Genomic DNA, 12504 nt, shown 5'->3' with positions numbered 1-12504 from the left:
CGATGGCCGAAGCAACCTCCATCACGACCCCGGCGCATGCCCACGGCCCAGCGCCGGGCAGGTCGCACTCCCACGATCATCACGCCCCGGTGACCCCGGGGAAGGTCGCGATGTGGCTCTTCCTGGCCACGGAAATCATGTTCTTCACCGGCCTGATCGGCTCGTACATCGTCCTCCGGGCGGGGAGCCCGCGGACCTCGTACACGAACCTGTACGCACCGACCACCAACTTCAAGGATATCGACGGCACCTACGGTGTGATCCTCCGCTCGAAGGCTTCCGAACCCGAGCATGCCATCGAGCTCATCCGCGCGGCCAACCCGGAAATCACCGCCGAGGAGGCCCACGAGATCGTCTCCGAGGCCGCGCCCGGCGAGCCGATGGTCGTCAATCACCTGAGCAAGGCGAAGGCCGATTCGCTCGCCGCCAGCCTGGGCGGACTCGGCGTGACGGCCACGGTCGAAGGGGTCGTCACCCACGAGTGGCCCAAACCTTACGACGACCTGACCAACCCGCTGAGCATCAACCTGACCGCGATCAACACCTTCATCCTGATCTGCTCGTCGGTGACCATGGTCCTCTCGCTCTCCGCCATCCAGCAGGGGAAGCGGCAGAAGAGCCTGATCTTCCTGGGCCTGACGATCCTCTTCGGCAGCATCTTCCTGGGTGTTCAGGCCAGCGAATACTACGAGCTGATGATCGGCCGACACTACCCCCCGGGCATCAGCCCGAACGGCCATTTCCGGCCGTGGGTCAGCCTGTTCGCCTCCTGCTTCTTCACCATGACCGGCTTCCACGGCCTGCACGTGACCGCCGGGGTGGTGACCCTGATCCTCGTCTTCATCCGGGCCCTGATGGGCGCCTACAACCAGACGAACTACCAGACGATCGAGTACGCCGGGCTTTACTGGCATTTCGTCGATCTCGTCTGGATCATCCTGTTCACCATCGTCTATCTCGTCTGACCCATGAGCCCGAAGGAGCCGAATCATGGCCGATCCCCAGAGCCTGACTCCCGAGATGGCCGATGAGCTCCAGGTCGAATCGCACGCCCCTTACTTCAGGGTCTGGCTGGCGCTGGCCGTGCTCACCTTCGTCGAGTACGTCTATGCGATGATCGTCAAGGACCACTTCGCCCTGCTGCTCCTCGGCCTGCTGAGCATGGCGCTCGTGAAGGCCGGTCTGGTCGGCTGGTATTTCATGCACCTGAAGTTCGAGAAGAAGTGGGTCTACCTGATGATCATCCCGGCCTGCGTCCTGGCCGTCTTCCTGACGATCATGCTCTGCCCCGATGTCGCCCTGAAGCCCGTGGCCGAGGACTTGCTCGACGAGGGAGAGACCATGAACGTCCCCGCGCCCGCCATCGACCATCCGGGGACCTTCCGGATCGTAGCCTGAGACGCGATCGGCTCGGATGCCCTTGCGGCTCTGCATCCCGCCCGCTGGTTGTGATAAGCTGTTCCTCATGAATCTCACCAACCTCTACCGCCGCGGCATCGTCGTTGTTGTCGGAACCTTCCTCTGCTCGGGACTGGCTATCCTGCTGTTGCCCGGGAGCCTTGCCCCGGCATCTCGTCCGGCGGCCGAGGATCTCGGCGAAGCGGGAGAGCGCCTGGACTCGTTCCGGCTCACGGAACGCTCCGGCCGGGAGATCACGCAGGCCGATCTCGCCGATCGCGTGGCGATCGTCGACTTCATCTTCACCCGCTGCCCGCTCCAGTGCCCGAAGATCACGGCGATCATGCAGGACGTCCAGGGGAAGCTGGCGGGGACCGACGTGCTGCTCGTCAGCCTGTCCGTGGATCCGGAATACGACACGCCGGCCGTCCTGTCCGAGTACGCCAACCGCCATCAGGCGGACCCCGGCCGGTGGTGGTTCCTGACCGGAGCTCGGGACCAGATTTATGCGCTGATCAAGGACCGATTCAAGCTCAGCGTCATGGTCGATCCCAACCCCGTGCCGACCGCCGACGGCAAGATCGAGACCATCGCCCATAGCAGCCGCCTGGCCCTCGTGGACCGCGGCCGGATCATCGGCGAGTTCGACTCGAACGACCCGGCGGCCGTCGCCAGGCTCGTCAAGCGGGCGAAGAGGCTCGCCGCCCCCTCCTGGCTGAGGGCCCTTCCGGCGGTCAATGCCAGCCTCAACGGCCTCTGTGCCGTGTTCCTCCTCACCGGATGGAACCTGATCCGACGACCCCGACGGTCACCTGGCTCCCCCCAATCCGTCGACGTTCCCGACGCGAGATTGCTCCAGCAGCCGGCCGTCCGCGGCCATGTCTTCTTCATGGTCGTCGCCCTGCTCACGTCGGCGGTCTTCCTTTCCTGCTACCTGATTTACCATTATTTCGCCGGCAGCGTGGAGTTCCCCGGCAGCGGTGCCCTTCGCTGGAGCTACCTGACCATCCTGCTCTCCCACACGCTACTCGCCACCTTCGGCGTCGTTCCCCTCGTCCTCGTGACACTCTCCCGCGCACTCCGCGGACGTTTCGCCGCCCACGCCCGCGCGGCCGCGGTCACTTTCCCCATCTGGCTTTACGTCTCCGTGACCGGGGTCGTGATCTACCTGATGCTCTACCATCTGCCCGTTGCGAATGGCTCCGGCGGGCTCTGACCAGGACAGGGTCTCCTCTCAGGGCCGGCTACTGCCTTGAACGGCCAAGCATTCGTGCTATAATGCACCATCGCATTGGGATTCCTGGCGATGGATCGAAGAAGGGAGTATCTGAAACGTAGGAGTTCTGGCCGCTCGAATGGGCGCGGGGAAGCCGTCAGTCGTCCTCGACGTGATGCATCCGAGGAAAGTGGGATAGAATTCGGAGTGATTGCTGCGACACCTCGACGGATGCACGCGGGTTTAATAAGAATGGTCGACCACAACGCCGTTTGACACCCACCAGAGCAGCATCGAATGTCCCGCACACCCGCCGGACCCCAAACGCGATGCAGCCCCGTACGCCAGCGGCGGGCGCGACTGGCCGTCGAGCGCATGGAGTCCCGGCGGCTGCTGACGACGCTCCTCGTCCAGAGGACGGCCGATGACCTCGATCCCGGGTCCTTAAGGTGGGCGATCCTCCAGGCCAACCTCGACAATGGCGGGGATTCGATCGGCTTCGACATCGACGGCGGCGGTGTTCAGACGATCTCGCTGACCAGCCCGCTGCCGGCGATCACCGCCCAGGTGACGATCGACGGCACCACCCAGCCCGGCTATGCCGGCCGGCCGCTGATCAAGATCGATGGTTCCGGATCCGGCGTCGCGTCGGACGGGCTGGTCCTGCAGGCCGGGGGTAATCTGGTTCGCGGCCTGGCGATCGGCGGCTTCCGGGGCGCGGGGATCCTGATCCAGGGCAGCGACGGCAATGTGATCCAGGGGAACTATGTGGGGGCCGATCCCACCGGCCGCACGGCCCTGCCCAACCAGGACGGGATTCGCCTGGTCGACGCCTCCAGGAACACGATCGGGGGATTGACTGCCGGGGACGGGAACCTGATCTCGGGGAATCTCAGGAACGGGCTGAGCCTGGCGATCTCCACGAGCACGTCCACCGCCAACGTCATCGAGCGGAACCTCGTGGGGACCACGGCTGACGGCAACGCGGCCCTCGGCAACGGCTCGACCGGCATCGTGCTGTCCGGGGCCAGCGGGAACTTCGTCGGCGGGGTCCTGGGGGTCTCCGGCAATGTCGTCTCCGGCAATGTCCTGGACGGCGTCCTGGTCAACTCCGGCGCGGCGGCCAACCTGATCCAGGGGAATTTCATCGGCACGACCGCGGATGGACGGCTCGGCCTCGGCAACCTCAAGGATGGGATCCACCTCGACGGCGCGGGGGCCAACACGATCGGCGGCGCGGACGCGGGCGCCGGCAACGTGATCGGCGGCAATCTCGGGAGCGGGGTCGAGGTCTTCCGCGGCCAGGGAGGCGTTGAGATCCTCGGCAATTTCATCGGCACGGACGCCTCCGGCAAGAACCCGCTCGGCAACGCGGTCAACGGCGTGACGCTGGCGAGCGGCGGGAACTCCGTCGGCGGCGCGTCCGAGAAGTCGGGGAATCTCATCGCGTTCAACGGCACCGGGAGCCTGGGTGCCGGCGTACAGCTCGTCGGGCTCGTCGATCGGAACTCGATCCTCTCCAATTCGATCCACGACAACGCCGGGCTTGGCATCAACCTGGGGAATGGTCCTACCCCCAACCATCAGCCCGGCATGGGTCAGGGACCGAACGACTTCCAGAACTACCCGTTGCTTTCGCTGGCCCGGTCCGACGGCGGCAGCATGTCGGTCAACGGAATCCTCGATGGCGTGCGGTCCTCGACCTACCTGATCCAGTTCTTCGGCTCCCCCACGCCCGATCCGAGCGGCTTCGGCGAGGGAACCACGCTGCTGAGCGTCATGAGCGTCTCCACCGACTCGACCGGTCGATCGGCGTTCAACCTGGGCTTCCCCTCGTCGGCGAGGCCGGGCATGGTCCTCTCGGCGACCGCGACCGACTCGCGGGGGAACACATCCGAGTTCTCCCCGGCCGTCCAGATTCAGGGTGTCGCGGATCTTTCGGTCACGATCGACGCCAGTCCCTCGCAGGTTACTCCCGGCCAGTCGCTCACCTATCGCGTCACGGTGACCAACAAGAGTCTCGTGGACGCCCACGGCGTCATGCTCCAGGACAGCCTGCCCGGCGGCCTATCCGTCCTGTCCGTCACCGCGGGCCCGGGAGTCTCCGTGACGCGGGCGGGCCGGTCCATCACGGCCGATCTCGGCACGCTCGCCGCCGGCTCGACCGCGACCGTCACCGTCGTCGGCACGGTCACGGCCCTGCCGGGCACGACTCTGACGAGCTCCGCCTCGGTGACGCTGGCCGAGCCCGATCCGGTCCCGTCGAACAACGTCGCGACGTCGTCGACCCTGGTCCGGGCCGTGTCCGACGTTTCCCTGGCCGTCACCTCGGCGCCCGAGACGGTCCGCCTCGGCGACTCGTTTTCGATCACTTTCCTGGCGACCAACCAGGGGACGACTCCGGCCAACGGCGTCGTCCTCCAGATCCCGGTCGGCCCGGACTTCTCGTACGACTCGACCACGACCACGAACGGCTTCGCCTCGTATGACGGCGGGATCCTGACCGTCAATCTCGGCACCCTGATCGGCGGCTCGACCGCGACCGTCACCGTCGTCCTCGACGCCGCGGACGTCGGCTCCGGAGACATCGCCGGCACCCTGACGACCGACGACATCGACCCCACGCCCGACGACCATTCGGCCGCCGTCACGGTCCAGGTCGTCCCCTCGTCTCGACTCCTGCTGGCGCTCTCCATGCCCCCCGGCCCGTCCTACCAGGGGAGCTCCCTGACCTACACCGTGAGCGTCATCAACAACGGGCCCTCGGATGCGACCGGGGTCGTCCTCGCCCTGCCGATGGTTCCCGGCCTCACGCCCCTCTCCGCCACCTCCAGCCTCGGCGACGCGCCGGTCCTGCTGCCGGGTCTCTTCGAGGCCGCGATCGGCACGATCCCCAACCAGGCGACGGTGACCGTGACGATCCTGGTCAGGCTGGGCCTGCCGATCCCCTCGAGCCCGGCGACTCTCCTGCTCTCGGCCGCCGTCGAGGCCGACGACTTCGATCCCGGCCCCGGGGGGGGCTCGATCATGGCCTCGGTCCGCGTGGACCCCGTCGCCGACCTGGCGGTCGAGCTCGCCGTGGCCACTCCCTCGCCCGAGGTCGGCAAGGCCCTGACCCTCGTCGCGACCGTCGCCAACAATGGCCCGTCCGACGCCGCGGGGGCCATGTTCCGGCTCCCCGTGCCGACGGGCGCCTCGTTCGTCTCGGCCGACGCGGGGTCGCGAGCCTGCTCGTTCGATTCGGGAGTCCTGGAGGTTCCGCTCGGCCTGGTCCCGTCGGGAGGGGCCGTCTCGGTCCTGATCACTCTCCTGGCCAGTTCCTTCGGCCCCGCGTCCTGGACGGCCAGCGTGAGCGGCCCTCTGTTCGATCCCAGCACCGACAACAACGCCTCCACGGCGACCGCGGAAATCCTCAACGTCCCCGGGACCCTGGCACTCGGGACCACGGCGGTGACCGTCGCCGAAAACGCAGGCTCCGCCGTCTTCCCCGTCTACCGGACCGTCGGCACGCTCGGGACGGTCTCGGTTCACTACTGGACCGGCGGCGGCAACGCCGTGCCCGGCGTCGATTACATCCCGACCACGGGGACCTTGACCTTCGCCCCGGGGCAGACCGTTGCCAACATCGTCGTGCCCGTCCTGGCGAACCCTCACGATCGGGGCGACGAGTATGTCTCGCTCATGCTCGACTCGCCCGCCGGCGGGGCCATCCTGGCCGGGCCGACGACGGCCTCGCTTCACGTCGTGAACATCGACCCCGACCTGACCCCGCCCCAGGTTGCCGACGTCCATTGGTTCGGCTCGCCATCCTCGATCGACCGCATCGAGATCAACTTCACCGAGCCCCTGGTCGCCTCGATGGCCGCCAGCCCGGCCGCCTACATGCTCGCCGACCTGGGCACCAGCGGGCGGCCTGCTCCGGGCGACGCCAGGATCATCGGGTTGAACACGCCCTCGTACGATCCGACTCGGAGTGTCGTCACCCTCATCCCGTCCCAGCCGCTGGCCGCAGGGCATTTCTACCGGATTCTCGTCGCCGGGAGCGGCCCGGCGGGCCTGATGGACCTGGCCGGCAACGCGCTCGATGGGACCGCGACCGGTCCGGCGGGGACGAACTACGTCGCCCTCTTCGGCCGCGGCACGAGCCTGAAGTACTACGACGACAGCGGCAACCTCGTCACTCTCAAGGTGACGCGTGGCGGCTATCTCGATCTCCTCCGCTCGGCGACCGGAGAGGGGCTCAGCCTCCGACTCCAGGGGGGCGTCCCCGGGAAGTCGGTCCTGACGGGGAGCGTGGCGAAGACGCGGGGCCGGGCGGCCCGGACGACGACCCTGCAGGACATCGAGGGCCTCGGGCAGTTCGGCCAGATCCGCGTGAACATGTCCGCATCAAGCTTCACGGTGAAGCAGTATCCGTTCTTGCAGAAGAACGGGAAGGCGCTGACGAAGCCGGTCACCACGAAGGTCGTTTCGCGGACGAGCCTGCATGCCGCGGCCAGTAAGCCGGTGAAGGTGATCGCCGGGTCGTCGGTCAAGCGTGGCTGAACGGCCTGGAACGGATCGGATCCGAGATCAGCTCGCCGTTTGACCGTCGCGCGGGCGCGGGTTAGAATCGGTTGCGTTGCAGGTCCACGCCGTCGAGGGAGCCCTCCCATGCCGCGACGCCTTGCCCGGTCATCCCGGCTGCTTGCCGCGATCCCCTTGATCTCCGTCTCGCTGCTGTCGACGGGGTCGGCCACGGCGTGCCCGAACTGCAAGGAAGCCGTCTCCGCCCAGCCGGAGGAGGTCTCTCGCATGGCCAGCGGTTACAACTGGAGCATCTGCCTGATGCTGGCCGTCCCGCTCGGCCTGCTCGGCACCGGCACCTTCCTGGTCCGACGGGCGGTGCGCAACGGGACGATGCCCGAGCTCTGAGCGATTCGGGCGGGCGGACGTCGCCCAGACTCCCGGTCGGGCTACGATTGCAGTCGGCCGGCCCTGGTATTCTCGGCGAGATCGGCGATCATTTCGCGGACGGCCTCCGCCACGGCTCCCTGCCAGTCCCCGCCGAATCGGGACTTGAAATGAGGCCGCTCGTAAGCGAAGGTGATGCCCCGGGAATTGTTGACGACGGCGCCCAGCCCGTTGTCGTCGAAGGCCGGGGCGATGTCCTTCGCGGTCCCTCCCTGCGTGCCGTAGCCGGGGACGAGGAAGAGGATCCCGGGCATCGCCTCGCGGAGGTCGCTCAGCTCCTGCGGGTAGGTCGCGCCGACGACGGCTCCGACGAGGTTATAGCCCGATTCCCCCTCGTGTCCCGCACCCCACGCGATCAGCCTCTCGGCGACGTGACGATAGAGGGGTTTGCCGTCGGCCACCAGGTCCTGGAACTCGCGGGCGGAGGCGTTGCTCGTGCGGACGAGGACGAAGACCCCCTTGTTCTCTCGGGCGGCGACCTTGACGAAGGGGGTGATGCCGTCGGTCCCCAGGTAGGGGTTAACGGTGATGGCGTCCGCCTGCCACGGGGGCTCGAAGGCTCCGCCGACGGGGACCTTGCCAAGATAGGCCCTAGCATAGGCTTCCGCCGTCGAGCCGATGTCATTCCGCTTGCCGTCGAAGAGGACCAGTACCCCGCGAGTCTTGGCGTGTTCGACCGTCGCGTGCAGCGCCTCGAGCCCCTCGGGTCCATAGGCCTCGTAGAAGGCGGACTGGAATTTCACGGCCGGGACCAGCGGAGCCACGGCATCGAGCACGTCGCATCCGAATGCCTTGAGCGCCTGGGCGACTCCCGCCCTGGTCCCCGGGAACCGATCGAGGAATCCGTCCGGCAGCTCTTCCGGCCTGGGGTCGATGCCGACCAGCACAGGGTTTCCCTTGCGACGCACTGCCTCGACGAGCTGGTCCGCGAAGTTCACCGTGCAGGACTCCGGACAATCCTCATTGACAGACCGTGTCGTTATCATACAATCTAGTTCCTGGCGAGAACAGACCGCCCCTCACGGGGCTGTTTTTCTTGGCTAGAATCGGGCCGTAGCGCAGCTTGGCTAGCGCGCTAGCTTGGGGTGCTAGAGGTCAGGGGTTCAAATCCCCTCGGCCCGATTTTGCTTCCTTGCCGCGAGATCGAGTGAGTTGAGTCGGAGAAGGTCGAACTCTTAGGCTCGACTTTCTCCGACAAAACTCCGTCGACCTGCGACGCTCGAAGCTAGTTCACGATTGCGGCGAAGGACGCCGCGTAACGGGCTCTTCCTTCCCCTCTGGCCCGGCTTCTTCTGGAAGTTGATCGTCCGCGAGCAGGCGGTCGACCTCGCTGATCCCCTTGATTTCCAGGCCAAGCATTTCCCGCGGGGCGACCTTCCCTCGTCACGGGCTCGACCGGTCGTCGTTCTCGAGCGCGGCCGACATCCCTGGACTCTCGCCGCCCTGATCGCCGGCCTCGAATTCTGCGAGGCCCGTGCATTCGCATCTCCTCACCCTGTGCACATCCTCCAGGAAATCGGGAACGATCTCGCGCTCCGTCCGCATAGAGGATTCAGGAGTCGTTCACCGGAGTGGCCCGGCCTCCGAATTCTGACGCCAGGGCGGGGGATCGCCATGCCTGCGAGTCCGTGGTTTCGAGCCATGATGACGGCGGGAGTGATCATGTCGGCGATGGCGGCGTGCATCGGAACGTCGTCATCCGCGTCCCGACGGCCCGGTATTGCGGCCGCGACCGGCCCGGTCCTTGTCAGTCCGGCGAGGAAGCGGACCCCATGCCCGCCGACGCTCTGGGCGGAGGCCGACACCGGCCGAATCGTCGCCATGCCGCCGCCCGGGGGGATGGACCTGGACCTGGCTACCTGCTCGCCCTGGGTGGATGAACTCGGGCGATTCCAGGTCGTCGGCCGGCTTTCCGGCACCCCGGCGAATTCGTCGCGGGGATCGGTCGGGCTCGCCAGGATCTCATACCCCGATGGCGAGATCCTCGACTTCATCGAGACCGAGGCGGTACCCACGAGCCGGCCCTGCTGGCTTCCCGGCCCTCTGCCCCGGGTGCTCTACGTCGCGGGAGATGGTGGACTCTATCGACGTTTATTCGACGGGGCTCGGTCGAAGTGGCCGGCTTCGGACCGCGACGAGATCGACAACGCGGGCCGGTCCGGGCAGAAGCGGCTCGATTGGCGGAGTCCGTTTCCGCCCGGGGATGTCGCGATGGTCCTGGACTTTACCTGGCTGCGGGACGCTCGGTTCGGGGACATCCTCATTCTTGTCATCAAGGCCCGCATGGGACCCGAACCGAGCGATCCGGTGGGAGACCAGCTCTGCTGGGCCAGGCTGGCCGAGACCGAGGACGCCGTCATCGATTCAGGTCCGATCTCGGGCCTGCAGGATGCGACCTCCGGCCGAAGTCTGCGGGCACCCTCGGTGGGACGGACCGAAGATGGCGGCCTCTTCCTGGCGTATCTCTCGACCGACCGACCGGCGGCCGGCGGGTGGGAGCTGCACGCCGTCCGCCTCTCGTTCGAGGGGTCGGGACGGGCGCGAATCGTCGCCGGTACGGACGTCAGGCTGGCCGAGAGGTGCTCCACCTACCTGCCCCCCGCCCTCGCCGCGGGCGGGGAATGCCTCTGGGCTTGTCAGCCTACCGACGCCGATCTCGGCCGGCTCGTACTGGTGGCCCTGCCGAGGGACCACCGCGGGTGGCTCCGGCTCGCGGGGGATCACGGCATCGAGCCGAGACGATCCAGCCCGCGTGGCGATCGACTCCTCCCCGGCCGTATCATCGAGTCGGGCCGTTCGTCAACCTGTAGGAACTGAGGTGGACATGACTCGCAGCAGGCCCTCGCGATTCTGGATCTTGCCAGTCTTCGTCCTGTCGTGGGTGACGGCACCGGAGTTGTTGCGTTCGCAGGAGATCGCACCTTCTAATCCGCCCGACGTGCCGCCTGCAACCCGCGATGCCATCCAAAGACTGGCTGAAGGGCTCCGCCTCGCCCCGATCGAGAGGCCGGCCGAGTCGGATCGGTTCCGGCTTTTCGTGGCCGACCTCGAAACGGGCGAGGCGGTGCCCGTCGTCGACGAGCTCGAACGAGGGCGGGCGCGGTGCGGCTCGCCGTGCTGGTCGTCGGACGGCAAGCGGATCGTGTTCGACGCCGCGCCGCTCGACCTCTGGCAGCTCTCTCGCATCGAGTCGCTGGAGCTCGTCGGAGGGATACCGACGATCAAGGATCTCGGCTCCGGGCGATTCCCCTGCCTCTCCCGCGCAGGGGACCGGATCGCCTTCTCCCTAGTCCCCAGGTCCGATCGGAAGGATGCGCCTGGAGTCTGGACGATGCGGACCGACGGCTCCGCGGGACGCTGGCTGGGAAAGCAGGGGCGGCCCCGCTGGTCGCCCGACGGCCGCAGGATGATGGTGGCCGATCCGGGTGCGTCGCCGCCGCTCTGGATGATGGACGCATCGGGGGGCGAGTATCGGTCGGTCGAGGTCGAGGGCCAACGCATCCTCTCGATCCCCGACTGGGCTTCTGCCGACTCCATCATCGCGGCGATCGGCGAACAATCGCCGACGGCGATCGTCCGACTCGACGTCTCCGATCCCGAGCATGCGGTGGTCCGTGAGACCCTCTGGAAGAAATCCGGCGACCTCGATGATCTGGACCCGGTCGAGGTCGCGTTCAGCCCTGAGGCCCGGCGCTGCGTCTTCGTCGGCAAGCGGCCTCAGGGGCTGGCCCTCTACACATTTCTCGTCGGTGATCACGGGGCACCGCGTCGTGTCGAGCCGTCGGGCTTCGACGCCAATCTCGGCGACCTGGCACTCTCGCCCGGCGGGCGCTATCTCCTCTTCCACACGGACAGCCCCGCTCGTCCCCGCGGCCGGCCCTCGCAGGAACCGCCTCCGCCGGGACCGGGCGGCTCGCCCTCCGAGGAAGCAGGGAAGCTGGTGCAGGCACTGAGACGCGCCCCCATCCTGAGGCCGAAAGGCTCGGACCGGGATCGTGTGTTCCTGATGAAGCTCCCGGGCGGGCGGCCGGTGTCGGTCCTGGATGAGCCGGGGTATCGGCTCTCCTTCTGCGGGTCGATCTCCTGGTCGGATGACGGCCGTCGGATCTTCCTGGACGCGAGCCCTGTCGGCCTGTTCCAGATGGCCCACATCAAGTCGGTGGAGCTCGTCGCCGGAAGGCCCGTCCTCGTCGAACACAAGCCCGGCAACTGCCCTTCGCTCTCGCCGGACGGCCGGCAGATTGCATATCTGGCCAATTCTGGGGGCGACTGCATCGAGGAACCCGGTACCTGGGTGATGCAGGCTGACGGCACGGCTCCGCGCTACCTGAATGTCTACGGCGGGCCACGCTGGTCGCCGTCCGGACGGAAGCTGCTCATCTCCGGCTTCGGTACTCCCCTCAATGCCCAGATCCTGGACCCCGTCACCGGCAAGCACCGTCAGATCCGAGCCCCTGGTTGGACCCTCCTGGTGGCGCCCGAATGGACGGACGACGACACGCTCCTGGCCGTCCTCAGCTCGGAGACCCGCCACACGATCGCCCTGCTCGACGTCTCCAATCCCGAGGTCGCTCGGGTGAAGGAAGTCCTCTGGGGGAGTCCCAATCAGACCGGATTGACCCCGTCCGACGTCGTCTATGATCCGCGGACCGGCCTCTGCATCTTCGCGGCGACGCGGTTGGGAGAGATGAGTCTGTACCGGTTCGAGCGCGGCAAGCCGGGATCCTTCCGGAAGCTCGAGCAGGTGGCGAGAGCACCGATGATCGCGGACCTAGCCCTCTCCCCCGACGGCAGCTACTTGTTATACCGGTCCAATGGAATTGATGGGGAGGCTCGATAGGGGAAGCCGGACCCGGCTCGCCATGCTTCCTTCTTTCCCCGAGATGCCAGGATGGGCCATCGTGCGATCGGAAGATCAGGCCAATGGACTCGGCCTC

8 protein-coding genes and 1 tRNA gene are annotated in these 12504 nt (G+C 67.2%); 8 read left to right on the top strand and 1 reads right to left on the bottom strand.

All coding sequences use genetic code 11. The annotated features are described in order from the left end of the window. The first annotated feature begins 2 nt into the window (after positions 1-2). The 5 genes from G6O54_RS07970 (at position 3) to G6O54_RS07950 (ending at position 7528) form a co-directional block, all read left to right on the top strand. Positions 3-965 (top strand): cytochrome c oxidase subunit 3, encoded by a 963-nt coding sequence (locus G6O54_RS07970; protein WP_165222827.1) that lies wholly within the window; start codon positions 3-5, stop codon positions 963-965. Positions 966-990: 25 nt separating this feature from the next. Then, positions 991-1398 (top strand): cytochrome C oxidase subunit IV family protein, encoded by a 408-nt coding sequence (locus G6O54_RS07965; protein ID WP_165222822.1) that lies wholly within the window; start codon positions 991-993, stop codon positions 1396-1398. 67 nt (positions 1399-1465) lie between these two features. Next, positions 1466-2614 carry a DUF420 domain-containing protein gene (locus G6O54_RS07960; protein WP_165222818.1) on the top strand — a complete coding sequence of 383 codons (1149 nt, stop codon included), beginning with the start codon at positions 1466-1468 and terminating at the stop codon, positions 2612-2614. Positions 2615-2911: 297 nt separating this feature from the next. Continuing rightward, positions 2912-7159 (top strand): Calx-beta domain-containing protein, encoded by a 4248-nt coding sequence (locus G6O54_RS07955; protein WP_165222815.1) that lies wholly within the window; start codon positions 2912-2914, stop codon positions 7157-7159. Between the two features lie 108 nt (positions 7160-7267). Continuing rightward, positions 7268-7528, top strand: a complete 261-nt coding sequence (locus tag G6O54_RS07950; protein ID WP_165222812.1) for a hypothetical protein — start codon at positions 7268-7270, stop codon at positions 7526-7528. Between the two features lie 41 nt (positions 7529-7569). Here the strand turns inward: G6O54_RS07950 and pyrF are convergent, their stop codons facing one another. Continuing rightward, complete coding sequence (pyrF, locus tag G6O54_RS07945) at positions 7570-8505, bottom strand: orotidine-5'-phosphate decarboxylase (protein ID WP_165222809.1); 936 nt, start codon at positions 8503-8505, stop codon at positions 7570-7572. 109 nt (positions 8506-8614) lie between these two features. Between pyrF and G6O54_RS07940 the strand changes: the two genes are divergently transcribed. The 3 genes from G6O54_RS07940 to G6O54_RS07930 all read left to right on the top strand — a co-directional run bounded on the left by G6O54_RS07940 (position 8615) and on the right by G6O54_RS07930 (position 12407). Further along, positions 8615-8689: transfer RNA gene (locus tag G6O54_RS07940), tRNA-Pro, on the top strand. 699 nt (positions 8690-9388) lie between these two features. Then, on the top strand, positions 9389-10384 hold the full coding sequence (locus G6O54_RS07935; protein WP_165222806.1) for a hypothetical protein: 996 nt from the start codon (positions 9389-9391) through the stop codon (positions 10382-10384). Positions 10385-10391: 7 nt separating this feature from the next. After that, positions 10392-12407: a PD40 domain-containing protein gene (locus G6O54_RS07930; protein ID WP_165222804.1), complete on the top strand. Its 2016-nt coding sequence runs from the start codon at positions 10392-10394 to the stop codon at positions 12405-12407. Positions 12408-12504 lie beyond the last annotated feature (97 nt).

Source organism: Aquisphaera insulae (genome assembly GCF_011064615.1).
In the GTDB taxonomy this organism is placed as follows: Bacteria; Planctomycetota; Planctomycetia; order Isosphaerales; family Isosphaeraceae; genus Aquisphaera; species Aquisphaera insulae.
Note: the sequence above shows the minus strand (reverse complement) of the source record. Positions and strands in the feature narration are given on the sequence as shown.

Excerpts from the sequence above, each read along its gene's own strand:
- G6O54_RS07970 (WP_165222827.1), top strand. The coding sequence starts at position 3 with ATGGCCGAAGCAACCTCCATCACGACCCCGGCGCATGCCCACGGCCCA.
- G6O54_RS07965 (WP_165222822.1), top strand. The coding sequence starts at position 991 with ATGGCCGATCCCCAGAGCCTGACTCCCGAGATGGCCGATGAGCTCCAG.
- G6O54_RS07960 (WP_165222818.1), top strand. The coding sequence starts at position 1,466 with ATGAATCTCACCAACCTCTACCGCCGCGGCATCGTCGTTGTTGTCGGA.
- G6O54_RS07955 (WP_165222815.1), top strand. The coding sequence starts at position 2,912 with ATGTCCCGCACACCCGCCGGACCCCAAACGCGATGCAGCCCCGTACGC.
- G6O54_RS07950 (WP_165222812.1), top strand. The coding sequence starts at position 7,268 with ATGCCGCGACGCCTTGCCCGGTCATCCCGGCTGCTTGCCGCGATCCCC.
- G6O54_RS07935 (WP_165222806.1), top strand. The coding sequence starts at position 9,389 with ATGCCGCCGCCCGGGGGGATGGACCTGGACCTGGCTACCTGCTCGCCC.
- G6O54_RS07930 (WP_165222804.1), top strand. The coding sequence starts at position 10,392 with ATGACTCGCAGCAGGCCCTCGCGATTCTGGATCTTGCCAGTCTTCGTC.